This is a genomic window from Agriterribacter sp., assembly GCF_035497235.1.
Classification (GTDB): Bacteria; Bacteroidota; Bacteroidia; order Chitinophagales; family Chitinophagaceae; genus Agriterribacter.
Map to the genome: position 1 here is coordinate 128,291 of NZ_DATJEB010000006.1, position 24,214 is coordinate 152,504.

Sequence of the window (24,214 nt, forward strand, 5' to 3'; positions counted from 1 at the left end):
GGTGGCATTACTACTGTTTTTTAGGTGGCAGATCAAATGCGATAGCCTCATGTTCAAAATGCCCTTTGTGAGAGGCATCGCAAAAAGGCTTGTTTTTAGACAGTCCGCAACGGCAAATGGAAACGATTTCCCTGCCATTTAACCCATATACATTTCCGGCCTTATCCGTAATTTCAAAATCGCCTTCTACTTTAAGTGAGCCATTGCTGTTTACCGTAATTTTTGTTGTAGCCATAATATAAGTTAAGATTAAAGCGCTAAAATAGCAAATTAAAACATGAGGAGAAAAGATAGCCATTAAAGCCGGGTAGCAGGGCTGAAAAATACAGTGCAGTGTGAAAAAAAATCCTCAGTTACATGGCTTTTTTAAAGCATTTAAATGCATGGCTTGTTGGCATGATATTCGTTTTTATCAAATAAATAAAAGAATATGGAAACAAATGAAAAACTCCTGGTTATGGATAAAATTCTACGTGAACTGGAAGACGCTAAAAATACCGAGGCAAGCGTTGTTAAAAAGCTGGTGCACTTAGAAAGTAAAAACAGGGGTCTCGGAGACAGTTGCCTTGAAACAAGATTGCCGGGAATCTTTAATCTTATGGATGATGCGTTAGGCGCTACTATAAACTTACAAACGGAGTATGCCGTTGTTAGAAATCAATTTGTGAAGGACAATAAGCTGGATGAAATAAACAACAGGCAGTAATTAGCGGCAAAGCGTTTAGTACTTTAATGTTTGTAGCGCCTTGCCGCCTGGTGTGCTTACCCCTTTTTTATTAAGGGCATGGAAAGCAGGTCTTTGCTGTTAACCAGTACCTCAAGAAAATAGTTGCCCGGGGCCATATTTCCCGTTCCCTCCAGTTCATAGGTGTTTATTCCTTCGCTGCCGGTTCCTTTTCTTTTAATCATCTCCCTGCCTTTTTCATCGGTAACTTTCATAACAATATAAGCGCGGTTTTTCAGTTGTACGTTAATGTGCAGGTTTTTCAGGGCAGTATTTGGCGTTACGCTTACCATAGACAGGTCGTCTGACTGATACAATTGTACCACCATTGTTTTGGAATACTTTACGTTGCCTTTATTGTCTGCTATTTTTAAGCGGTAATAGTTGGTGTTGCGTAGCGGGCTATTGTCTGATAGGGCAAATTCCGCTATTTGCTTATTATCGGAAAGCGTTGCAATGGGCGAAAAGCGTTTACCATTACTGCTGCGTTCCACGATAATGTTATAGCAGCAGTTACTTTTTATTGTGCAGGAAAGTGCTATCTTCTTATTGCCTGCCGCTGACTGTCCGCTGAAAGAAAGAATTTCTATACTTGGCGTAAGGTTTGATGATTGGGCAGAATCCTTTTTGAGCTTTCCCCCGTTTGCATGTGCTATAAAGGGTGCAACTGTTAATAGCACACTGCAGGCAATAGTAATACGCCCCATAATCTTTTTCATTGTCTCTTGTTTTAGTTGATGAATGACGGATACGCACAATGATGATTTTCTGCTTACCGGCTTAAGTCAAAGGAGATAGAAATTGGCAGATTGGGGTAAGAGACTAAAGAATGGTATTTCGGGGGTATAGATATTAACTGTTTGCTTATGGGAGCAGGCCGAACACTTACCTGTTCTGAACCTGGCTTCCGGTAAAAATACACTGTCTTATTGCTTATAATTTGAAATTCTTTTTAAAGGCCCCTTAGACAAGGGGCCTTTTTCCGATTAGGAATTCACAACCTCTATAAACGCTTTAAAAAAAATGTTTTATAATGCGGGTGAAACGGTTTCACTGAAGGTATATCCCTCACTGGTGTCCACCTGCTTGATTCTGTACATTAACTTTTTTTCTTTTACGCCTTTAAGCTCATCTTTGAATGCATAGTGCTTTGCTTCATTGCTGTCATCTAATGTAAATACGATAGCTATGGTTTTAAAGCGCTTCCCATCCGTACTTCTTTGTATTTCAAATTGCTTATTGTTTTTTTCGGCTCGTGTAGACCAGTTGATTTCCGCTTTATTGTTAATCAGTTTCACGGTCAGGTCTTCAAAATGAACCGGGAAATCAATGGTTGTTTTATTTGCTTCAGTAACAGCGTATGCAGAAGCGTTATAGGTGAGTTCCGCGGCCTTTGCATATCCGAACAGGAATGTTGCGGCAGCTATATACACTAATACGATCAACTTTTTCATTACTATAGATTTATGAGGTGGTAAATCTTTTTATAGTCACAGGTGGAATTAGGCTGGCTTTTAGCTGTGATATTGAAAAAGTGAAAAGTATGAACAATAATAGTAAAATGGAAATTCTCGGATGAGGAATGTATGGCTTGGCTTTAGGCAGGAAGCTCCCGGGATATAGATACTGCGTATCTGCTGCGGGTGGATTGTTAAAACAAAAATAGGGCAAGCGGCGTAATAAAGCAGGTTTTATTGTGTGTTTTTAGTTGATATACATCAATTAATGAAAAAGCGTTAGATGCGTGTACACTATCCTGCATAATACCAGTTGTTTACGCATAGTGCTAACTGTTATATACAAACAGGAAAGAAAAAAAGGATGCCGTTTTGAAGCATCCTTTATAAGGTATCAGCTCATAGAGCTATTAGCTGTCGGCCTTCAGCTATCAGTTAAAGATTACTTACGATGGGCTATATGCGCTCTCACCTCTCCTTCTTACCACTTAGTACTTACTACTTACCACCCCCACCTTCAGCATCCCCTAAACATACCTTGTTACGCCGGGTACAGCTACAGGGTAAAATCCATCTGCGTTGGGAACGATGGGAGGTGTTGCGGCCCAGTCGTATACTTTTGGATGAATATCTATGCCCGAATTAATGGCTTTATCCCAGTCAATAACCTGTCCGCTATACGTAGCCATACGGCCAAGGATAGATGTCATGGTGCTTTTAGCACCGTTTTCGGCATCCCAAAATTTAAATTGTCCTTTAGCTATGGCTTCAAACAATTCGTCATGCTCAGATTGGTAGGGATTGTTCTCCGTTTTGCGGTCAAACTGGTATAATACTTTTCCTTTGTGATCAACAATATTTGCCGCGCCTGCAAATATTTTTCCTTTGGTGCCAATGAGCAGCTCATCTACTTTGCTCATGGTTTTAGGCTGATGCCGGCACTGGCTGTTAAGGATAGAACCATCGGCATAATGAAATTCTACATAATGATGATCAAATATTTCGCCATAGTCTTTTCCTTTTCTTACTTCTCTTCCGCCCATACCCTGTGCTTTAACCGGGTAACCACCTTTAAACCAGTTGATCACATCTATATTGTGAATATGCTGTTCCGTAATATGGTCGCCGCACAGCCAGTTAAAGTAGTACCAGTTGCGCATCTGGTATTCCATTTCGGTTTGGCCTTCCTTACGCGGATGCACCCACACACCATCGCCATTCCACCATGCCTGCGCAGCGGTAATATCGCCTATGGCGTCCTTGCGTTTAAATAATTCGCGGTAAGAGTTTTGATAGTGGCGCTGTAAGCCCACCACTACATTCAGTTTTTTTTGTTTGGCAATAGCTGCTGCGGCCAGCACTTTTTGTACACCTGCAGGATCTGTTGCTACAGGTTTTTCCATGAAGATGTGTTTGCCCTGCTTTACGGCTTCCTCAAAATGTATGGGGCGAAACCCGGGAGGGGTGGCCAGTATTACCACATCGGCTAATGCTATGGCTTTTTCGTAGGCGTCAAACCCTACAAACTGCCTGTCTTTCGGAACATCAATACGTTTGGCATCTATTTCCTCGGAAATGGATTTGTATGCATTATCCAGCCTGTCCTGGAAAGCATCCGCCATAGCAACGAGCTTTACATTTTGTTTGGTAGATAAAGCCTGGGATGCGGCGCCTGTTCCGCGGCCTCCGCAACCTATTAAGGCTATTTTAATAGTATCATCAGCACCCGAAAAGTAATTGGCTTTTGACAGTAAAGGAGCAGCCAGTAAGCCCCCTGCCAGCAGCGAAGAGTTTTTTACAAATGCCCTTCGTGTGGTTTGATTTGTGGAAAAATTATTCTTATTCATACAACGTGTTTTATAATGTGAGCAATCATTTGTTTAAATATTTATTATAAAATGTTTCTGCTTCCTGTGCTGTGGGTTGCTTTTCGGGACGTACTACCCTGAATCCTACAAACATGCCATCGGTTAGCCACCAGCGGCTTTTGGGTATTTGCGGATCCCTTTTATTCCACGAGGCTTCCGAATGCTGGCGTCTGGCGCTTCTTAACCCTTCCGCATCATCTAAATAGCTGCCGCCCCTTATACTCCTGGGATAGCGGGTTGCCTGCGGCACAAGCGGGTCGGTGGCGTTCTCCCCTAACTTCTCAAAATACTTCTCATCGTACTGATCCAGCGTCCATTCCGATACGTTACCCAGCATATCATACAGTCCTAATGAATTAGGTAATTTTTCTCCTACTTTATGATACTTGTTTTTGCTGTTGCCTTTAAACCATGCGTATTTACCCAATTCTTTTGGATTATCGCCAAAAGGATAAGCCGTTGTGCTTCCTGCACGGCAGGCGTACTCCCATTCAGCCTCCGTAGGTAAGCGGTAAAAAATACCCGTTTTTTTATACAGCCAGCGACAAAACATCAGTGCGGCGTCCTGGCTCATACTATTTACCGGGTAACCGCCCGTTTTGCCCATTCCCCAGCTCAGATCTATATATTGCGGAGTAGGCCGTGTAACCACATCTGCCTCGGTGCCGACCGGAGTACCCTCATCGCGGAAAAAAGCATCGAATATATCGTGGGTAACTTCATAAGCACCCATCCAGAAAGAAGAAACCGTTACATTTTTGGCGGGTATTTCATCCGGCTGCTTTAATTTATCGGCGGCATCGCTCCCCATCATAAATGTGCCCCCTTTTACAGGAACCATCTTTATATTAAACTGTGTGCCGGGAACTTTTTGATCGTATGCATTAAAATCCTGTGGGGTACCATTTTGCGCATGCGTAATAAATGTCAGACTGATCAATACACATGCTAATCCAAGCTTTCTCACTATAAGTAATCTTTTTATGTGAAGGGAAGGTATGAAAAGAATCAATATCTAAATTCAAAATGTTTCAATTATTGATATAGTTTGCCTTATTTTTAACCCTTAAACCAATGATCATTATGCAACGCAGAAATTTTTTACAGAAAGGAATGCTGGCAGGAGCTTCTACTTTGATAGGGACGGCTGCTTTTGCCACTGGAAACAAAAAAGAAAAAAGTGGCGGGCCGCTGGCGGAAAAAACGTTTAACCTGAATTACGGCCCGCATGACGGCATGTTTAAAAACAGTGGAGGTAATGATTTTATTGATCAGATAAAATATATGCACGACCAGGGCTTCCGGTCTATTGAAGATAATGGAATGACGGGCCGGAGCGTTGAACAACAAAATAAAATAGGGCAAACGCTTGCTAAGCTGGGTATGACTATGGGCGTTTTTGTAGTACCCAAAGGCGGTAACGGACAAAACACGCTGGCTGCCGGTAAGCAGGAACATATTGATATTTTTTTAAAAGGCTGCCGCCAGTCGGTTGAAGTGGCCAAACGCGTTAACGCCAAATGGGTAACCGTTGTACCCGGCGATTTTGAAAGGAATTTACCTATAGGCATCCAAACCGGTAATGTAATTGATGCGTTAAAAAGAGGCGCCGAAATTATGGAGCCGCATGGTATTATAATGGTGCTGGAACCCCTGAGCGATACGCCTAATCTTTTTTTACGTACTTCCACGCAAACCTATGAGATATGCAGGGGCGTAAACAGCCCTTCCTGTAAAATACTATATGATATTTACCATATGCAGAAAAATGAGGGCAACCTTATTAAGCATATCGAATTAACCTGGAGTGAGATCGCCTATTTCCAGATCGGCGATAACCCCGGCAGGAATGAACCTACTACGGGCGAGATCAATTATAAGAATGTATTTAAATACATTTATGAAAAAGGATACCGTGGCGTTATGGGTATGGAGCATGGCAATTCCAAACCCGGCAAAGAAGGGGAACTGGCGCTGATAAAAGCATACAGGGAGAGTGATAGTTTCCTGTAGGCAGCCCTGGTTATTTTTCGGCTTCTCCTGCTTCTTCTATTTTTTCATCTTCTACGTTGGTCAGTACCACATTTGACATCCGTCTCATTGGATTGGAACGGTTTTGAGCATATTCGTACTGCTGTTCTAAAATGTCAACAGCAGTATATATGGATTGGCGGAAAGAGGTTTCATCAGCTTTATTTTTCCCGGCAATATCAAAGGCGGTACCATGGTCGGGAGAAGTTCTTACCCCCGGCAACCCGGCGGTATAATTAACACCTTCGCCTTTAGCCAGCGATTTGAAAGGTATTAGGCCCTGGTCGTGGTACATAGCTAAAACTGCGTCAAATTTTTCGTAGCTTCCTCTTGCAAAAAAAGCGTCTGCGCTGTATGGGCCAAAAGCGAGTATATTATTATGCTTGGCTTCCTTAATAGCCGGCTTTATTTGTTCTTCTTCCTCTTTACCTACAAGCCCTTCATCGCCTGCATGGGGGTTAAGACCGAGTACGGCTATTTTGGGTTTATCTATCCCAAAATCTTTCTGCAGGCTTTCTTTTAATATAAATAATTTTTTAAGGATAGCCTGCCGTGTTATTTGCTGGGCGATATCTTTTACCGGCACATGTTCCGTTACCAGCCCCACCCGCATATTATCGGCGCACATCAGCATCACTACATCATCTACGCCAAAAAATTGTTTTAAAAAAGGCGTATGCCCGCTGAAATTAAATTCAGGCGATTGCACATTTTTTTTATGGATAGGCGCTGTAACCAAGGCTTGTATATGTTTGGCTTTTAAAGCCTGTACCGCTGCCTGGAGCGATTTAACCGCATATCTTCCGCCAGCATCTGTTAACTGCCCGGGCGTAATATTCACTTCTTCTTCCCAGCAGTTATATAAATTGATCTGCCGGGGGTAGGGTCTTGCCGTATCTTTCAGGTTTTGAAAGGTGAAGCTGGCTTCCGGCAGTGTTTTCCTGTAAAAATTAAGGAGCTTGTTCGATGCAAAGATCACCGGAGTACAAACATCCAGCATCCTGCTGTCGGAAAAGGTTTTAATAATCAATTCTATTCCAATGCCATTAATATCGCCGCAGGAAATACCAATAGCCGGCTTGCTGTTCTGATTTAACATACTATGCTGGGTTAATGCGCGAATTTACGGTATTGTAACTGGTTTTCGTATTTTTAGGCCTTTCAATGTATACATTAAAGAAATCATTAGGACAGCATTTTCTGCGCGATGAAAATATGGTGCTCCGGATCATAGCCGCATTGCGGGAACGGTCCTTCCTGCAGTTGCTGGAAGTAGGCCCCGGCGGCGGGGCGCTTACCAGGCACCTCATTCATTTACCCGGCGTGGCATTTAAAGCTATTGAGCTGGATGAAGAAAAGATCCGCTTTCTTGAAAATACCTGGCCCGAAATAAAAGGGAAAGTTATCCATCAAAGTATACTGGATGCCTACCAGCCTTTTGAGGGGAAGTTTACTGTTGTGGGCAATTTCCCTTATAATATATCTTCGCAAATTCTTTTTAAAATATTAGACTGGAAAAAAGATGTGGAAGGAATGCTGGGCATGTTTCAGAAAGAGGTGGCACAGCGTATAGCCTCAAAACCGGGTAATAAGGTATATGGAATTCTCAGTGTGCTGGTGCAGGCTTTTTTTGAGGTGGACTATTTATTTGAAGTGCATGAACAGTGTTTTACGCCGCCGCCCAAAGTAAAGAGCGCTGTTATTCGCTTAACGCCAAAAGCTGAACCACTGCAAATCCATAATGAAAAACATTTTTTTTTATTGGTAAAAACCGCGTTCAATCAAAGACGCAAAACCCTGCGCAATGCCGTTAGGAATTTGTTTGATGAAGAAACGCTGAAAAAACCGATTTTTGACAAAAGGGCCGAGCAGTTAAGCGTGGCCGATTTTGTGGCGCTGGGAGATATGATGAAATGAAGGGGGTAAGTGGTAAGTGGGCGGTTGTCAGGTGTGAGGGAATTTCCTGCAACATGCAACTTGTAACCTGCAATCTTCTCTTCTCACTTTTCACCTCTTACCCCGGCATTCACTATTCACTATTGATAATTCACAATATAAATATGAGAAAGGTAATCGTTACCGCAAAAGTACATCAGTACCTGTTAGATACCCTGCAACAAAAAAATTATACAGTAGTTTATTCCCCGCAGATCACTTACCAGGAGTTAAGTGATGAGATCAAAGATGTTGAAGGTTTAATTGTTACCACGCGTCTTAAAATTGACAGGGCTATATTGGATAAAGCGCCACATTTAAAATGGATCGGCCGTTTGGGCAGCGGCATGGAGCTGATAGATGTGGCCTATGCCGAAAGCAGGGGTATACAATGCGAAAGCAGCCCGGAAGGAAACCGTAACGCGGTGGGCGAGCACGTTTTGGGCGTACTGCTGGGTTTGATGAATAAAATTTGCAGCAGCAGGCAGGAAGTAGCGGAGGGCAAATGGATAAGAGACCCCAACAGGGGAACGGAGCTTACCGGCAAAACGGTGGGTATCATTGGTTTTGGCAACGCCGGGGGTGCTTTTGCCAAACTATTATCTTCCTTTGATGTGGAAATACTGGCCTACGATAAATATAAATTTGGTTTTGCCGGCGGTAAAATTCATGAAGCCGGCCCGGAGCAAATAGCACGGTATGCCGATGTAATAAGTATGCATGTGCCCTTAACAGATGAAACCTTTCATATGGCCGATGAGGCCTTCTTTTCCTCCCTTCAGAAAAAGCCCTGGTTTTTGAACGCCTGCCGCGGAAAAGTACACAATACCGGGGCGGTTATTAATGCCCTGAAAACCGGCAAAATAGCGGGAGCAGGATTGGATGTGCTGGAAAATGAAAAGTTAGATACATATACCGCGGAGGAAAAAGAACAATTGAACTGGCTATCGGCGCAGCCCAATGTAATTTTAACGCCCCATATTGCAGGCTACAGTCATGAAGCTTTCTTTAAAATGTCGAAAGTGATATTAGAAAAGCTGAACATGTAAGACTGAATATTTGCAGGCTGCTGCTTGGTTTGGCATGATTTTTTTACTATTTTTGCCCCATACATGATGGCAACGCTTCAGACAATCGTTTGAGGCGTTGTTATTTTTTTTATTTTTAATAACTAAAAAGAAGTCAGCCATGAGTGAAGTAATGTATGTTACCCACGAAACACTGGAACAACTGAAAAGCGAACTGCAAAAGATGAGAAGTGTAGACAGACCTGCTGCTTCAAGGGCTATTGCGGAAGCCCGTGAGAAAGGAGATTTGAAGGAAAATGCAGAGTATGACGCGGCCAAAGAGGCGCAGGGAATGCTGGAGGCCAGGATAGCCAAACTGGATGGCGAAATTGCCAATGCACGTATTATTGAAATAGAAAGTATTGATATTAGTAAAGTGAGTATACTTACCAAAGTAACTTTAACCAATCTCAATACAAAAAAAACCGTAACCTACCAGGTGGTTTCCGAAAAGGAAGCCGATCTTAAAGTAGGGAAAATATCTGTTACCTCTCCCATAGGCCAGGGTATTTTAGGCAAACAGGTAGGTGAAGTGGCGGAAGTGAGAGCGCCCGCAGGCTTAATGAAGTTTAAAATAGAAGAGATTGCTATTTAACCAGGTATTTACACAAATTGCATAAAGGAAGGAGGCGGGTGACACCGCCTTTTTTTATACCAGCTCATTTGTTAGAATATTAGGATACACTTTAATGAAGCAATCCTGTATTGCCGTTATTTGTATAATTTTACGGTATGACCATTTTTTCAAAAATCATTGCAGGAGAAATCCCTTCTTATAAAATTGCGGAGAATGAAAAGTGCTATGCTTTCCTGGATATCTTTCCATTGGTAAAGGGGCATACTTTAGTAATTCCTAAAATTGAAGTGGATAATCTCTTTGATCTTCCCAAAGATTATTTAAGTGAGTTGCTCGTTTTCGCGCAGCCCATTGCCAAAGCCATTGAACGCTCCTTTCATTGCAACCGGTGCGGCATCAGTGTTGTAGGTTTGGAAGTGCCGCATGCGCATATTCACCTGGTACCCATCAACAGTATGGATGATCTTAATTTTACAAGAGGCAAATTAAAATTGTCACCGGAGGAATTAAAGGATGCGCAACAAAAAATTCTATCCAACTTAACCAGCTCATCGCATAAGTAAACCTATACGTGTTTTTGTTGTTTTATAATAAATTAGCGTTTGTCAGTATCAGTGTAACTTTAAGGATTCACTAAAACCAGGCAAATGAAATGTCTCTTTGTTTTAAGCACTGCCCTCCTGGTCTTATATTTAACCTCATGTGCTAACAATGCAAAAATCAACATGCAACAACAGCAGCAAATTACAGCAGAGCTTACTCAAATAACAAACCTGCTCCGCGACAGCAGCTTTGCGCTGAATATGGCAAAGAACCAGGAAGCCGCTTACTATAAGGCGAAGGATCAACCGGCACCGGCATTTTTACCTGAAAATGAGAGATCCGGCACGGTAGAAAGAGGTGTAACGGATGAAAAGATTGCAGCTAATATAGCGGCTTTTTATGCACTGGAATGTGCTATGGGTGCATTAATGGAGCAGGAAGGCGGAACGCCCCTGGAGTGGCTGAATAAAATAAAGACAAACCAGTTGGATTCGTCTGAAGTATTGTTGCTGAACCGCTTTGCCAATGCTACATGGAAAGCGGGACAGCCTTTTCGCAGTTTGAAACGGATTACAAGAGATAATTTTATTTCGTCTGTGTTGTTACCGGAGGCTGAAGTAAAAAAAGATTATGACCAGGTATGTGCCGCCGCAGATAAGTTAATGGAAGCCATGCAGCATGTGAAGGAGGCGCCAAAAGCGGAGCAGTTGCAAAAGCTGAAAGCGTTGCTGCAGAGCAAATCATTTGCAGTGGAAATGGCACAGCATATGGAAGCTGCCTATTATGCCGCACAGCAACAGGCGGCACCTGTTTTTTTAAAACCCGGCGAAGATACTGCCACTATCAGCAAAAGCGCGAAAGAAGAAAAGATCGCTACCAATATAGCCGGTTTTTATGCGCTGGAATGCGGACTGAGCTACATAGCAACAGCGCAGCAAAAATTGCCATCCGTAGTGCTGCATTCTATGGTAAACGAGAGCCTTGATGCAAAAAGCAAAAGGCTGTTTGAACGTTTTGCCAATGCTACCTGGAAAGCGGGCCAGCCCTTCAGGGGGTTAGACAGGATTACGAGAGACGTATTTATACCATTTGATCTTCTCTCAAAAGAAGAACAGGAAAAAGACTGGGTGCAGGTAAAAGCGGCAGCGGAAAAATTGCTTCAATCACTTGCGCTGTGATTTTATAACCACTTAATCTCCGTTCCGCGGGAAGTCAAAAACGCTTCGTTTGTTCCATCAACTTTCCATTTTATAGCCCACCCCGCGGTTGTATATTTAGCTCCAATACAAATAGCGATCTCATCTTTATGTGGATGGGTTGAACTAACGATAACCGCTCTTTTGCCATCATAGGTTGTGGCTACAAGCGGATGCTTTATTTCTTTGTTCATCTTTTTTTATTGCTTTTATTTCTTCATAAAATTATAATAATGTAATCAATTGTATTCTTTTTTATCTTTATAGGGCCTACAACGGCAAGCAGGTGAGCAACCTTACGAGGAAAGGCATAATTAGTCTATCCGGGGTGAAAACCTGGTTAAGAAGGCGACTTTAATAAGCCTGATTTTATGTTTATTACATTACAATTTCCGTTGTTTGATTACCGCTTTTTTAAAGCGGACCCCAATAAAACGGAAAGACCAAAATGGCCCGAACCCGGCAGTAATGACCGGGTGCGCTACTTTGGAGAAATTTTAGGCAGAAATAAAAAATACCTCGGCCCGTGGGATGATGAAAAAAAATATTGCAACGCGGGCAGCGTATTAAATTTTTGCGGATTGAAGGAAGAGCATTTTTTCAAATCTTTATACAGTGATCCATATCACGCCAGGATCCTTTTTCGCAGGTTTCAGTCGGATGGCCGGTGCATGGCCAAATTTGAAGTGGGTTTCAATGATCAACTGCGCAATGGGGTAGCCGCGCAGGCAACCGGCCGGGAGGTGTCTCCCTTTAATCTTTTTAAACATATTGAACAGTACCTGCTATGTCCCGTAAAAATAAAAGTAGGCAACCTGTTATCAGCCTACCTTCCTTTAATTGAAGCAGGAGAAAAATTACGGGATGCCTATTACTGGACTACAACCAAGGGAAAAAAATCTTTCGATGCCAAAGATATACGGCACCAGGCAGAACCCTGTGAACCCGTGCTTTTAGTGCAATTTCATGCCGGTGAAATAAATCCCGATCAGTTGTTTGCGCAAAAGGTAGAGATGCCCTTTCTCCGTAACGAAGGCATCGGGTTGTACTGTACGCATATTCCATATAGTATCGGACGAAGAAAGTATCAACTGAAAACATGGATGATTATTACAGCAGCCGGAGAATCTAATCCCTTACTTTCCGGGCAGTTTCGTACATACAATCAAACAGTTCGGTATCTGCGGATTAACCTGCTGCGGATACATGTGGAAACATGCATGCAAAAGAAACTCATAGAAACTTTTAGCACTCCGGATGAAGCCTATCAGATAAAGGATCCGGCTGTGCGGGACCGGCTTTATTTTTACCTGCACAAAATTTTGCTGAATTTAACCAATATTCAGCGCAACGACCAGCCGCAGACTGCACTGGTGGAAGCTGCATTCCGGCTGGATGAGTATTATTATGGTTCTATGCGAATGGAAGACCAGGTGAAGGTTTTAGCAGAATATAAAACCTGGCTGAAGGCATTGGAGCTTACGCCCAAAAACCAGCAGGTGCTTGGATATGTAGAGAAGAGTGCCGAAGATCTCCGGGATCAGGAAAAAAAGGCAGCAGAAAACTGCGTGGTGTTTATTTCCTATAATCATGCAGATGAAGTAACGGCCGTTTTGCTTAAAGATAAGCTGGAGCAGGAGAAAATAAAGGTTATCCTCGATTCCGCTTCCATGCAGGCGGGTACGGCTATAAAAGATTTTATCAGTAAAAGTATTCTCCGGTCACATGCTATCCTTTCCGTGGTTTCTGCCAACAGTCTTACATCGGGTTGGGTAGGGATAGAAACAGTAAACGCTATGTTTATAAAAGACTTTTTTCCTGAAAAGAAATTTATTGCCTGTTGCCTTGATACTGCTTTTATGGAAGATGATTTTACGGAAAAAGCCAATAGGAAAATTGGCCAGCGGATTACAGCAATAAAAGTACTCGCAAAATCACGCTCAGACGATGCATTACGTTCAACTGATATAGATGACGAATGGAGCCGCCTCGAAAGTCTTCGTTTGAAACTGCCGGATATTATAACGCATCTGAAGAATGATCTGGGTATTGATATTATGGCAAAAAACATCAATGTTAATTTTCCTAAAATTTTAGAAGCGATAAGAAATTAGAAGCGTTATACTGTCACTTCAAAAAATCTTTATTCCATAAAATTATCTTTCTTCAGCTATTGCAAAACCGGTTTTTTATTTTTACATTAGTGGTCTACTCTAAGGAATACTTATAACTTCCAGGCCTACACAAAACCTGTTTCAAAATTGTAAAGATCAAATCGTTTCCGGATTTTCCTGCTTATTGCGTTGGGAAAGTGTATGCAATAAATTGAATAATTATAGCCGGCGAAAATTATATATACCCATGCAGAAAATGCCGCAGATGCGCAGATTAATCTGTGTATCTGCGGCTAAAAAAGCCAGGGTATATTCCAGCGTTTTGCTGATCTGCCGGCTCGGCTAATTTGGAATACACCCTAAAATACCAACAATAGGGTATTGCAGGTTTCAGCAAACGCTTTTACATTACGCTAATATTCTACGAAAGCTTACAGTACCATTTCCACGCCCAAAGGAATACGCTTTTTCTCTCATTTTCTCTCATTTTAAAGATTGCTTTATTATAGGATTGTACCCGCCTGCAAAGTGTAAAATTTTTATTTTAAATGCTGTCATTTATACCTGCGTCATGTTATAGAGATAGCCGCAAAATCGTTAACTATAAAAAATAATATATGTTCAGTAATGTAGCATTGGATGTAGTCATTGGTTTGGTTTTTATATACCTGCTGTATAGTTTACTGGCAACGGTATTGTCGGAAGTATTCGCTACCGCCTTTAAACTAAAAGCCCTTAACCTCAGGGAAGCCATTGGCCGCATGCTGGAAGATATTGATATACCCGGCGTTCCCATACCACAGGCAGATGAAAAAAAAGACACCCGCCTGATGGATTCGATAAAATTTGCTAAGAAAACGAAGGGCGACTTTGTTAACGCGTTTTATGCGCATCCCAAAATAGTTAAGCTGGGCAGCAGTGGCGTGTTCGGTACGCCATCCGCATATAAACCCTCCGCCTTTTCCGATACCATTTTTTCCCTGCTGGAAATTGATGGAATGGTCAATAAAGCCGTATTAGATGACCCTAACCTCACGGCCCTGAATAAGGCCTTTGCGCCGGCAACGGCCCGCTTTGTAAAAGGCCTTTGGGACAACTCTTTTGGCGATATAGCAAAGTTCAGGTGGAAACTTGAAGAATGGTTTAATCAAACCATGGAGCAAAGCATTGAATGGTATAAGCGTAAAATAAGGGTAATAACGCTTTGTATAGGGTTTATAATGGCCTGGCTGTTTAATGCGGATACTTTTAAAATGATAAACACCCTTTCAACCGATGATAAAGCCAGGGAACAATTGGTGCAAATGGCAACGGCTTATATTGAAAAGGGACAAAGCACTGGTACACAGCAACCGGGCGGCAATCCTGAAATCAATAAAGCTGTAACAACACTGGGGGTACAAATAAATGCCATTGATTCAGGTATAAAAAAGAGCATGGCGGATGCGGAAAAAATGGGAACAACGGATTCGCTCAAAACCGCCAAAGACAGCTTATTGCGAAATACCACTTCTCTTGAATCGAAAAAAAAGGAACTGATTGACCAGGTTGCGCGGTTAAATGGAAACAACAGTTTGGATTCGCTTAAGAACATTAAAAAGCAACTGGAGCAGGATATTGCCAATGCCAATACGGTATTAGGCATTGGGGCATGGCCGGCAGACAGTGTAACGGTACATTACGACAGCACGCTTAAGAAAGTAATTTATATTCCCCAGGTAGACCCGGGCGGGTTGAATTGCAGCGACAGCAAAATCAGGGATGGTATTATTAAACTGGATTACTGTAAAAGATTGGCCTATTTTTTCAGGCTACCGGCCAGCAATTTCTTAGGCTTTTTACTCACTGCTTTTGCCATTTCCCTGGGAGCTCCCTTTTGGTTCGATTTACTCAATAAATTAATAAGCCTGCGCACAGCGGTAAAAGAAAGCACCAAAACCAAAGGCACAGCGGTACAGGATGCGGTTTCACCAAATGAAAGAGTTGGATAATGAAAGCGCTTGTTACCCAATATCTGAATATACGAACCGGGTTTCCTGCGCTGGAGCCAGGTAACAATCCGAACGACCTGTTTTATAAACCGGGAGATGCGATAGACATCGTTGAGCCCTGCTTTGGAGAAACCCACCGGGGAAACAGCATTTGGTATAAACTAACGGATGCAAGTTATGTATGGAGTGGAGGAGTGGAAGATGGGAGGGCCCTGTTTTCATTAAGGGAGATAAAAACCGATGTGGATTTCTGGAGCCGGAGATTCGGTTTTGCTGAACTAAGGGCGCAGGTGGCAGATAAGTTGCAACAGGTAAGACTATCCATACTCGACACGGGCATTGATGAACGCCATCCGGATTTACAGGGACTGAATATTGTAAAACGGTTTGATGCAACTCTTACCCCCGATGACAAGAAAACTACGCATGATACTCATGGACATGGAACTCATTGTGCAGGAATATTATTTGGGTCAGGAAATAAGCGTATTACCGGTGTTGCTAAAGGCGTAGCAATCAATGTATGCAAAATAATGGAACAACCCTTTGGTGGCGGACTATCAAGAAAAAGCATTTTAAGAGCTTTGAAAGAGGTGGGAGATCAATCAGACGTGATATCTATTTCTGCAGGTATAAAGCCGGATGATGAAGAATTGAGAAACGAAATAATTGCATTAGCAGGGAAGGGAGTTGTTATTGTAGCGGCAATAGGTAACCAGGTTAACGGAAATGGCTTTGCAGTGTTCCCCGCGCAATATAATGAATGCATTTCGGTGGGAGCGCTCAACTCGAATCTCGAAATTTCTGATCATACATTCAGGTACAACAGCACCGATATATGTTTCCCCGGCGACAATATCGTCTCTGCCGGCTTAGCCGATAAGCCGGATATATATGTTTCGGATAGCGGCACAAGCATGGCAACACCTTTTATTGCCGGGTTGGCGGCAATTCTGAAAGCGCACGACAACACGCTTACGTATAAAGAAATAAGAAGAAAGCTGCTTGAATGGAGTGAAGTAAAAATTGCAGGCAGCTTCAGCTATACATCTATAAAGGATCAAAAACTACAACTATGAAATATTTTAATGCTTTGCTGCTTACACTTTTATTCAATATATCTTTTTCCCAGAATGCATATAATGACGCATTAGCCATGAAAAAAATGCTTAATGCCGATGGTGTTTTTCAGGTTACTTCAAGTCCGGAAAATGATTTGATTTGGAAAAGAATCCAGAGTTTTTATCTGATAAATAGTGGTACTTCCAATCCTTTTCTCGAAGAGTTTATTGAAGGAGCAGGCCAATCTGTGGAAGAGCAAACGCTGCTGAAATCGTCCTCTGGCAATTTTTTATCCAGCCTCGATGTTACCAAATACGCCAATGCCCTGGCAAGCCTGATGATTGACCGGGCCAAACAGGAACTAACGATCACCTTTTTTAACCGGTTCAAAAAGTTTGTAGAAGAAAATCCGGAAGCCGGCATCCTCTTCCCAAAAACAACCGACAATTTAGTTAACCTGCTAACGTATAAATATCCCGAAATGCTGCCTGCCCTGCGGGTAAGTTTTTTTGAAGATATTAGTAAGATAGCCTATACGCTTGATGATGTGCTGGCCCTGCCCAGGTATGAGCAGTTGCTGGCGAAGGTGCCCGAGGTTAAAATTGTGCTGCGCTCCCTGCGCCTGGCACAGGAAATAATTTCCGGCGCTACCCATCCCGCCGATGCGTTCACCGATTTTGCCGCTTTCCCCGAATGGAAGGATACTTCGCTTATTAACTGGGGCAGTTCGGTAAAACTGGCGGATATTTTTTCACAAAGCCTGAGAAAAGTTGATACAATATATTTAAGACCTCAAATCTCCTTAATATCAGATACGCCTGTCTTTAAAGTAGATACAGTCCCAATAATAGATACGGTTTACCTGAAAATGGATACTCAATATGTAAAGGTAGATACAGTATTGATAAAAATAGATACTATCAAGAATAGGGAAGCAGGAGATAAAATTGATACTAAACTTGTTACAGTAAAAAAGGGCGATGTATTCTTAAAGGCAGAAATTGATTCAATTAAAATTGACACCATAGCACATAAGCTGGTACAAACAAGTACTGTTAAGGTGAGGATTTTAGAAAATATTATTGAATCTCATTTCGATTCCAGCCAGGCCTGGGTAAGCGCCAAAGAAATAAAGGAATTAATAAAAGACACGATCACTTTCAAAATATACCTCGGACTTATTTACCAGCTTGCCGCCAAAGAAGATATATACTGGAAGATAGGAGATAGTGCAGTGCATTTTACAACACTGTTGGCAAAATATAAAGATCATCCTATAGTGCTGGAAAATAAAGTATCCGGGTTTATTACCCTTGCCGAGCAAACCAGCAGTGCGTATAAAGAAATAAAACAAAAAAAGGATAGTGGTATTTCCCTTACAAAGGATGACTATTATAATTATGTAAACACTTCCCTGGATATGCTGGAATATGGTTTTGGAATAGCCCGCAATTTTAACGACAGTTTTAGCTTGCCCGAATACGACTACGTTAAAACATTACGAAAAATAAATAACCTGTATCGTCATACCTTTAAAGAAGATTACACACAGGTTGTTACCGATGCGGTAGGTATACTCACGGATATAGAAGAAAAAACAAAATGGAGCCAGGGCGATTCGGGAAAGCCTTACAAAAAACTTTCTCTTGTTATTCCTAAAATAGCCAAATACGGCACCTTCATGGCCAATGTGGCCGATGCCAAAACCTCCGAAGATGTAAAGGCAGCATTAGATAATGCCATACTTCCTGTGGGCAGTTCGGCTATAAAAAAATACGCCCGCTGGAATCTATCTGTACAATCTTACCTCGGCGCGTTTTTACGGTTCGGCAAAAAAGATATGAATGCCGGATATGCATGGACAGACAGGTGGGGTGTATCGGCGCCCATAGGCATCTCCCTTAGCCACGGTTTCAGCCAATGCGGATCCCTTAGCCTGTTCGCTTCCTTAATTGATCTGGGTGCTATTGTGGATTACCAGTTAAAAGTAGATAGCGTGATTAACTCAAACGGCGATAAAGTGCCGGCTATTTCAAAGGATTATAAAATAAAGCTGGGACAATTATTTTCACCCGGCGGCTACCTGGTATATGGCTTTGGCGGAAACATTCCACTGGCTTTTGGCTTAGGTGCGCAATATGGGCCAGGGCTTTCAAAAATTGATACAGATGCGGGAACGCCTGTTGTGCTGAACCCAAAATGGAGATTTAACGCCTTCCTTTCAGTTGATCTTCCGTTTTTTAATTTACTTAATTCAACAAAAAAACGAAAATAAAAACAAGTATTATGAGAATATCCAGGATTAAAGTATTTGGCGAAAAGGAATTAATCGTTGCTGGTATTGAAAGCGATGGTTTGAAGCCTGAAGCAAAATATACGATAGGTAAACCAACCCGCGATGGCAATGTGGAAGCGCATGATATTGAAATGGGTGCAGACAAAGTGGCCGAATTTGTTTTTGAAGATGATACGGTATGGATTTGCGATGCGGCTACATTGCACGATTTATTTCCGGAATCAGAAAATCCCAGCCGTTCGGGAGACTCATTTGTACTCCCGGCTGCAATCAAAAGTGTTAATAACGACAGAGGCATCATTGGGGATATTGCAATTAAAATAGTTAGCATTTTTGCAAAGAAGGCGATATCCGATGGCGTTATCGCGCTTGCTACTAAATTAGAAGACAAACAGCTTGGCTCAAAGGAAGGGCTTTTTAAGTTAGATGAGCATTTTGGTTTACTGCCATTCGATAAAAAGGCTTCCGCCAAACCTTTTCTTCTGTTTATTCATGGAACCAATTCCTCCGCTAAAGGGGCTTATGGCGGCTTGATGGACTCCGATACCTGGCGCTTTATCAGGGCAACTTATGGTGAAAATGTGCTTGCTTTTCAGCATCGAACGCTAACCGAAAGCCCGTTGCAAAACGCGGTAGCGCTGGTAAAGGAGTTGCCCGATGATGCGGTATTGCATATGGTAAGTCATTCCCGCGGTGGATTGATTGGCGATATTTTATGCCGCTACAACAAAAATATTGATCAAGGCAAAAAGGGCTTTTCGGCTGGTAATATTGATTTGCTTAAAAAGGAAGCGGACCGGGAAGCTGATATTGGATATATAAAATCGTTAAACAATATTTTTTTAAAGAAAAGTATTGAAGTAAAAAAGTTTGTACGGGTGGCCTGTCCGGCTGCCGGCACAAAGCTTGCATCAAAAAGGATGGAGCATATCTTTAATATTTTTTTCAACTTAACCGGCGGAAACGCGAACCCAATTGCCGGAAGTTTTAAGGCGCTCATTGGGGAGATATTAAAAACAAAAGACGATGTAAAGGTACTGCCTGGTATTGAAGCCATGAGCCCCGGTTCACCCTTTATTAAAATATTAAACGACAGGTCACCCGAAACGGCCATTCATGATATCTCCCTCGCGGTTATTTCCGGTAACAGCCAAACAAGCCTGAGCTTAAAGGGACTGGCGGCAATTGTTACCCGGTTGTTTTTTTGGCAGCGAAACGACATGGTTGTAAATACAGACTCTATGTACCTGGGCGCAAACAGAAGCAATAACATTCAGTATTTTTTTGATCAGGGTCCCACGGTAACGCATACCACGTATTTTAATAATAACAAAACACGCGAGGCGCTTTTACTGGCATTAAAAACTGTAGATGGATCGCCCGTTCCCGGCTTTACATCTATACCGCAGTTGGAAGTGCCGGGCAGCGACAGGGATGCACGCGGATTAGAATATGGCGAGTTGACCTCCGATCCGCCATCTGGTAAAAAACCTGTTGTGGTGTTGCTTCCCGGCATCATGGGATCTAACCTTAAGCGAAACGGCAGCAGGGTTTGGATTAACTACTGGCAATTTTTAACGGGAGGCTTAATGAAACTGGAAGATGTGAAGGATGAAAGTATAGCGGCTGCTTCGCTGATCCGAACATCATATAAAAAATTAGCTGTCCGGTTGTCGGGTACCTATGATGTGGTAGTGTTTCCTTTTGACTGGAGAAAGCAATTAAATGAATGTGCCGCAGCATTGAATGAAAAGATCATTGAATTGTTGAAATTAAATCAACCCATAAAATTAGTTGGACACTCTATGGGCGGCGTGCTGGTAAGAGATTTTATTGTGAAATATACCGATACATGGCAGCAACTTAACGCATCCAAGGGGTTTAGGTTATTATTCCTTGGCGCTCCGCTTGGCGGCTCTTTTCGCATTCCCGCGGTATTGTTTGGTAATGATGCTATTATTAATACATTGAGTACGGTAGACCAGAGGCATACTAAAAAGGAACTCCTTACTATGTTTTCAAAGTTTCCCGGTATACTGAGTTTGCTGCCCCTTACTACAGATGAAGGAAAAGATTTTGCCAAAGAAGAAACCTGGACAAAAATGAGAGATGCTTTTGGCGATACAACCTGGCCTTTACCCGGCAATGCGGTATTAAAAGAGTTTGAAACCTACCGCAACAATATTCTTACCTCACGTGATAACATTGATTATTCAAATATGGTATATATAGCAGGTAAGGATAAAGCCACTCCCTGCGATTACTATACCGACATGATACCACCCAGGGTAGAACTGGTTTTTTTATGTACGGCAGAGGGCGACCAGAGTGTTACCTGGGAAAGTGGTATCCCGCAAAAAATGATTGACAATAAATCCGTTTATTATGTTGATGTTACGCATGGCGCACTGGCAAATGAGCCGGCGATCTTTGATGGTATTGAAGATATACTGGAAAGAGGTGTTACCAATGAGCTAAGTACAACCAGGCCGGCAGTAAGAGGTGAGCATAAAAAATTCAGGATGGAGTTGCCCCCCAATTTTGACCGGTCTGAAGCAGGTGTTCAAAATGCATTGCTTGGCTTAACTGAAGAACCAACCCCGCAAGCCAGCCGTATACCCGTAGCCGTTACGGTAAGCAATGGAGATCTTAAATACGCGTCCTATCCCTTAATAGCCGGGCATTTTAAAAATGATGGTATTTTATATGCTGAACGGTCAATTGATAAAAACCTTGGTAACAAACTCTCTGCAAGACATAACCTTGAAATATATCCTGGTGATATTGGAACCAGCGACACCTTCTTTAACAATAATATTGACAACGATTTTAAAGGAGCGATTATAGTGGGGTTGGGCGAACCCGGAGCGCTCACTGCTTTTACACTTACTAAAACGGTGGAGCAGGGCGTAGCTAATTATTTGCTCAGCATTGAAGACCACCCTTCTTTTAAAAATGAAATCGGCATTTCATCCTTAATTATTGGTTGTGGTTATGGCGGTTTATCTGTTGAAAATTCAATGAAAGCGATTATTGAAGGCGTGAACAATGCAAATCTGAAAGTAGCTGATTTGTATAAAGACAGTATAAGAACGGTGGAATATATTGAGTTTGTGGAGTTGTATGAAGACCGGGCGCTGAGTTGTATGTATGCGCTGAGTAAAATTCAGAATAAAGAAAATAAGTTGTTCAATATTAAAATCGGAAACAGAAAAATTAAAAACCTGTTTGGAAAGAAGAAACGCTTACCCGTAGATGCAGAGGATACCTGGTGGAACCGGATAAGCGTAAAATTAAAGGAAGGGAAAGACCAGGGCGGTGCTGTTGAAAGTTTGATGTTTGGCGCTTCCACCGGCGATGCCCGTGAAGAAGAAAGGGAACTGTTCAGCAGCACGGCGTTGATCAACCTTTTTATTGAGCAAATGTCAACCAAAAATAACTGGGATGCCGGTTCGGCAAAAACAATTTTTGAGCTGATGATACCCAATGAATTTAAAGACAGGTTAAAACGAAAAGGTAATATTAATTGGATTTTGGATAAAGGTTCGGCATCATACCCCTGGGAACTCCTGCAGGATAGCGCCATGAATGCAAAACCGCTCTGTGTAAATGCAGGCATGATAAGACAATTGTCAACGGCTGATTTTAGGGTGAATATTAAACGCGTAGCACGCAACAAGGCTTTAATTATTGGTGATCCTGTATTGAACGGATTTATTAATCAGTTGCCAGGGGCAGAGAAAGAAGCTAAAGCAGTAGCAACCTGTATGAATGACTGGGAGTATGCAAACAGTACCGTTATTAAAAAAACAGCAGGTGAAATTGTAAAGCAGCTTTTTTGTGATGAGTATAAAATTATTCACCTGGCGGGCCATGGAGTATTTACACCGGGCTCGCCCAAACAATCCGGAATGGTAATCGGAGATGGATTGTACTTAACTACTTCCGATTTTGCCCAAATGAGCACGGTACCCGAACTGGTGTTTGTTAACTGCTGCCACCTGGGAAAAGTAAACGCCGCCGATGAAAAGTATTATCAAAACAGGTATAAGCTGGCGGCCAACATTGGCACCCAGCTCATTGAAATGGGTGTAAAAGCGGTAATAGCGGCCGGTTGGGCGGTAGATGACGCGGCGGCTGCCAGTTTTGCAAAAATTTTTTATGAGCAAATGTTTGAGGGTTGCAATTTTGGCGATGCGGTTAAAAATGCAAGAGCTTCTATTTATGAAGATTATCATTTATCCAATAATACCTGGGGCGCTTATCAATGTTATGGCGATCCATTTTACAAACTGGTTAAAGCATCTGCCGCTAGCGATAAAGCAGCTCCGGAATACCTGATTGCAGAGGAAGCGGAAATTGATTTAAACAACCTCATCAGTGATCTGGATACCGGCGCTGCAGATGTGCCGTATGCGCTGCGAAAGGTTCAGATGATTGCTGACGCAATAAAAAAGGCGGATATACAGAGTTCCGGTACCGCCGAAAATGAGGCCTTCACGTATGTAGAAATGGGAGATTATGAAAACGCTATTAAAAAATTTGAGGATTTATTTAAGATGGAAAACGCGCAGTTTTCGGTGCTGGCACTCGAAAAATATTGTAATCTTAGTGCCAGGGTTTGTGTATCCAATTATTTATCGCCGGCCGTGCAAGGCAAAATAAATTGGGTGGAGCAGCTTAATACCATTATTGAACGTCTCAATTATCTTTTATCAATAAGCCCTACCGCCGAAAGGTATAGCCTGTTGGGAAGCGCTTATAAAAGAAAGGCAATGATTACTGCCGGACTACAGCGCAAAGTGGCGCTCAAAGTTTCCGCTTTTTACTATTATATGGCCACACAAAAGGCAACCCAACCTTCGGTTTATGCTGTTACCAACTGGTTCCAAATGGAAGCCGTAATCCGGTTAAACGATAAGCAATCCTGGAGCCTGAAGGAAACCGTAACGGTAAGTAAAAATTTATTCATACCCGGTGCAGATATCGCAATGAAAAAATCTTACGATCTTATTTCGCGGGAGGAAGCTATGGAAACCCTTACCCGTTTGCAGGCAACCACAAATAAGTCGCTTCAAAGTATGGATTACTGGCAATTGGTTAGCGGGGCTAATATTGCATTGTGCCGGTTAGTGGTGAGTTCTAAAGCAGATAAAGAAGCCTGGAGCAACCTGCTGGAAAGTTACAAGCGGGTATGGAAAAAATCGGGATCGGCAGCAAAAAGAAAAACCGAACTGGAACATTTGCAGGCCCTGCAGGGGATACTTACGCATAAGAGCACTTTAAAAGACAACTTAAAAAAGCTGGAACAGCAATTGGAGAAATAAACTGAATATTTTGTGCCTCAAAAATA

General features: G+C 42.3%; 19 protein-coding genes. 12 read left to right on the forward strand and 7 right to left on the reverse strand.

The features are described 5' to 3' along the window. Positions 1-10: 10 nt before the first annotated feature. Complete coding sequence (locus VL121_RS01425) at positions 11-235, reverse strand: CDGSH iron-sulfur domain-containing protein (protein WP_325401392.1); 225 nt, start codon at positions 233-235, stop codon at positions 11-13. 222 nt (positions 236-457) lie between these two features. Between VL121_RS01425 and VL121_RS01430 the strand changes: the two genes are divergently transcribed. Further along, positions 458-706 (forward strand): hypothetical protein, encoded by a 249-nt coding sequence (locus tag VL121_RS01430; protein WP_325401393.1) that lies wholly within the window; start codon positions 458-460, stop codon positions 704-706. Between the two features lie 56 nt (positions 707-762). Here VL121_RS01430 and VL121_RS01435 read toward each other — a convergent pair whose 3' ends face one another. From VL121_RS01435 to VL121_RS01450, 4 genes are all read right to left on the reverse strand, one after another. Next, entirely contained in the window at positions 763-1,443 is a 681-nt protein-coding gene (locus tag VL121_RS01435; protein WP_325401395.1) for a hypothetical protein, read from the reverse strand. A gap of 309 nt (positions 1,444-1,752) precedes the next feature. Next, entirely contained in the window at positions 1,753-2,178 is a 426-nt protein-coding gene (locus VL121_RS01440; protein WP_325401397.1) for a hypothetical protein, read from the reverse strand. 530 nt (positions 2,179-2,708) lie between these two features. Next, on the reverse strand, positions 2,709-4,028 hold the full coding sequence (locus VL121_RS01445; RefSeq protein WP_325401399.1) for a Gfo/Idh/MocA family protein: 1,320 nt from the start codon (positions 4,026-4,028) through the stop codon (positions 2,709-2,711). Between the two features lie 25 nt (positions 4,029-4,053). After that, complete coding sequence (locus VL121_RS01450) at positions 4,054-5,016, reverse strand: formylglycine-generating enzyme family protein (RefSeq protein WP_325401401.1); 963 nt, start codon at positions 5,014-5,016, stop codon at positions 4,054-4,056. 116 nt (positions 5,017-5,132) lie between these two features. Between VL121_RS01450 and VL121_RS01455 the strand changes: the two genes are divergently transcribed. Continuing rightward, positions 5,133-6,062 (forward strand): hydroxypyruvate isomerase family protein, encoded by a 930-nt coding sequence (locus tag VL121_RS01455; protein WP_325401403.1) that lies wholly within the window; start codon positions 5,133-5,135, stop codon positions 6,060-6,062. A 10-nt stretch (positions 6,063-6,072) separates the two neighbouring features. Here the strand turns inward: VL121_RS01455 and pdxA are convergent, their stop codons facing one another. Further along, positions 6,073-7,179, reverse strand: a complete 1,107-nt coding sequence (gene pdxA, locus VL121_RS01460) for a 4-hydroxythreonine-4-phosphate dehydrogenase PdxA (RefSeq protein WP_325401405.1) — start codon at positions 7,177-7,179, stop codon at positions 6,073-6,075. A gap of 65 nt (positions 7,180-7,244) precedes the next feature. Here pdxA and rsmA point away from each other — a divergent pair, with 65 nt between their 5' ends. The 5 genes from rsmA to VL121_RS01485 all read left to right on the forward strand — a co-directional run bounded on the left by rsmA (position 7,245) and on the right by VL121_RS01485 (position 11,380). Next, complete coding sequence (gene rsmA / locus VL121_RS01465; RefSeq protein WP_325401407.1) at positions 7,245-7,997, forward strand: 16S rRNA (adenine(1518)-N(6)/adenine(1519)-N(6))-dimethyltransferase RsmA; 753 nt, start codon at positions 7,245-7,247, stop codon at positions 7,995-7,997. A 143-nt stretch (positions 7,998-8,140) separates the two neighbouring features. Next, positions 8,141-9,064: an NAD(P)-dependent oxidoreductase gene (locus VL121_RS01470; RefSeq protein WP_325401409.1), complete on the forward strand. Its 924-nt coding sequence runs from the start codon at positions 8,141-8,143 to the stop codon at positions 9,062-9,064. A gap of 139 nt (positions 9,065-9,203) precedes the next feature. Next, positions 9,204-9,677, forward strand: a complete 474-nt coding sequence (greA, locus tag VL121_RS01475; protein WP_325401411.1) for a transcription elongation factor GreA — start codon at positions 9,204-9,206, stop codon at positions 9,675-9,677. 137 nt (positions 9,678-9,814) lie between these two features. Beyond that, positions 9,815-10,222, forward strand: a complete 408-nt coding sequence (locus tag VL121_RS01480) for an HIT family protein (protein ID WP_325401413.1) — start codon at positions 9,815-9,817, stop codon at positions 10,220-10,222. 84 nt (positions 10,223-10,306) lie between these two features. After that, positions 10,307-11,380, forward strand: a complete 1,074-nt coding sequence (locus VL121_RS01485) for a hypothetical protein (RefSeq protein ID WP_325401415.1) — start codon at positions 10,307-10,309, stop codon at positions 11,378-11,380. Between the two features lie 2 nt (positions 11,381-11,382). On the opposite strand, the gene VL121_RS01490 is transcribed toward VL121_RS01485, so the two are convergent. Then, positions 11,383-11,592 carry a hypothetical protein gene (locus tag VL121_RS01490; RefSeq protein ID WP_325401417.1) on the reverse strand — a complete coding sequence of 70 codons (210 nt, stop codon included), beginning with the start codon at positions 11,590-11,592 and terminating at the stop codon, positions 11,383-11,385. Between the two features lie 177 nt (positions 11,593-11,769). Here VL121_RS01490 and VL121_RS01495 point away from each other — a divergent pair, with 177 nt between their 5' ends. The 5 genes from VL121_RS01495 (at position 11,770) to VL121_RS01515 (ending at position 24,188) form a co-directional block, all read left to right on the forward strand. Further along, positions 11,770-13,512: a toll/interleukin-1 receptor domain-containing protein gene (locus VL121_RS01495; RefSeq protein ID WP_325401419.1), complete on the forward strand. Its 1,743-nt coding sequence runs from the start codon at positions 11,770-11,772 to the stop codon at positions 13,510-13,512. Positions 13,513-14,129: 617 nt separating this feature from the next. After that, positions 14,130-15,503, forward strand: coding sequence for a hypothetical protein (locus tag VL121_RS01500; protein ID WP_325401421.1), 1,374 nt, complete (start codon positions 14,130-14,132; stop codon positions 15,501-15,503). Continuing rightward, positions 15,503-16,582, forward strand: a complete 1,080-nt coding sequence (locus tag VL121_RS01505; protein ID WP_325401423.1) for a S8 family peptidase — start codon at positions 15,503-15,505, stop codon at positions 16,580-16,582. Before VL121_RS01500 ends, VL121_RS01505 begins: the two co-directional genes overlap by 1 nt. Further along, positions 16,579-18,840, forward strand: coding sequence for a hypothetical protein (locus VL121_RS01510; protein WP_325401425.1), 2,262 nt, complete (start codon positions 16,579-16,581; stop codon positions 18,838-18,840). The genes VL121_RS01505 and VL121_RS01510 overlap by 4 nt, the downstream gene beginning before the upstream one ends. 11 nt (positions 18,841-18,851) lie before the next feature. Continuing rightward, the gene (locus VL121_RS01515) at positions 18,852-24,188 is read left to right on the forward strand and encodes a CHAT domain-containing protein (protein ID WP_325401427.1); all 5,337 of its coding nucleotides are present in this window, start codon (positions 18,852-18,854) and stop codon (positions 24,186-24,188) included. Positions 24,189-24,214: the final 26 nt, after the last annotated feature.

Bases quoted from the DNA above. Each gene is read 5' to 3' on its own strand.
- VL121_RS01425 (WP_325401392.1), bottom strand. From the start codon at position 235: ATGGCTACAACAAAAATTACGGTAAACAGCAATGGCTCACTTAAAGTA.
- pdxA (WP_325401405.1), bottom strand. From the start codon at position 7,179: ATGTTAAATCAGAACAGCAAGCCGGCTATTGGTATTTCCTGCGGCGAT.
- VL121_RS01455 (WP_325401403.1), top strand. From the start codon at position 5,133: ATGCAACGCAGAAATTTTTTACAGAAAGGAATGCTGGCAGGAGCTTCT.
- VL121_RS01500 (WP_325401421.1), top strand. From the start codon at position 14,130: ATGTTCAGTAATGTAGCATTGGATGTAGTCATTGGTTTGGTTTTTATA.
- VL121_RS01485 (WP_325401415.1), top strand. From the start codon at position 10,307: ATGAAATGTCTCTTTGTTTTAAGCACTGCCCTCCTGGTCTTATATTTA.
- rsmA (WP_325401407.1), top strand. From the start codon at position 7,245: ATGTATACATTAAAGAAATCATTAGGACAGCATTTTCTGCGCGATGAA.
- VL121_RS01490 (WP_325401417.1), bottom strand. From the start codon at position 11,592: ATGAACAAAGAAATAAAGCATCCGCTTGTAGCCACAACCTATGATGGC.
- VL121_RS01470 (WP_325401409.1), top strand. From the start codon at position 8,141: ATGAGAAAGGTAATCGTTACCGCAAAAGTACATCAGTACCTGTTAGAT.
- greA (WP_325401411.1), top strand. From the start codon at position 9,204: ATGAGTGAAGTAATGTATGTTACCCACGAAACACTGGAACAACTGAAA.
- VL121_RS01435 (WP_325401395.1), bottom strand. From the start codon at position 1,443: ATGAAAAAGATTATGGGGCGTATTACTATTGCCTGCAGTGTGCTATTA.
- VL121_RS01480 (WP_325401413.1), top strand. From the start codon at position 9,815: ATGACCATTTTTTCAAAAATCATTGCAGGAGAAATCCCTTCTTATAAA.
- VL121_RS01510 (WP_325401425.1), top strand. From the start codon at position 16,579: ATGAAATATTTTAATGCTTTGCTGCTTACACTTTTATTCAATATATCT.
- VL121_RS01515 (WP_325401427.1), top strand. From the start codon at position 18,852: ATGAGAATATCCAGGATTAAAGTATTTGGCGAAAAGGAATTAATCGTT.
- VL121_RS01430 (WP_325401393.1), top strand. From the start codon at position 458: ATGGATAAAATTCTACGTGAACTGGAAGACGCTAAAAATACCGAGGCA.
- VL121_RS01495 (WP_325401419.1), top strand. From the start codon at position 11,770: ATGTTTATTACATTACAATTTCCGTTGTTTGATTACCGCTTTTTTAAA.
- VL121_RS01505 (WP_325401423.1), top strand. From the start codon at position 15,503: ATGAAAGCGCTTGTTACCCAATATCTGAATATACGAACCGGGTTTCCT.
- VL121_RS01440 (WP_325401397.1), bottom strand. From the start codon at position 2,178: ATGAAAAAGTTGATCGTATTAGTGTATATAGCTGCCGCAACATTCCTG.
- VL121_RS01445 (WP_325401399.1), bottom strand. From the start codon at position 4,028: ATGAATAAGAATAATTTTTCCACAAATCAAACCACACGAAGGGCATTT.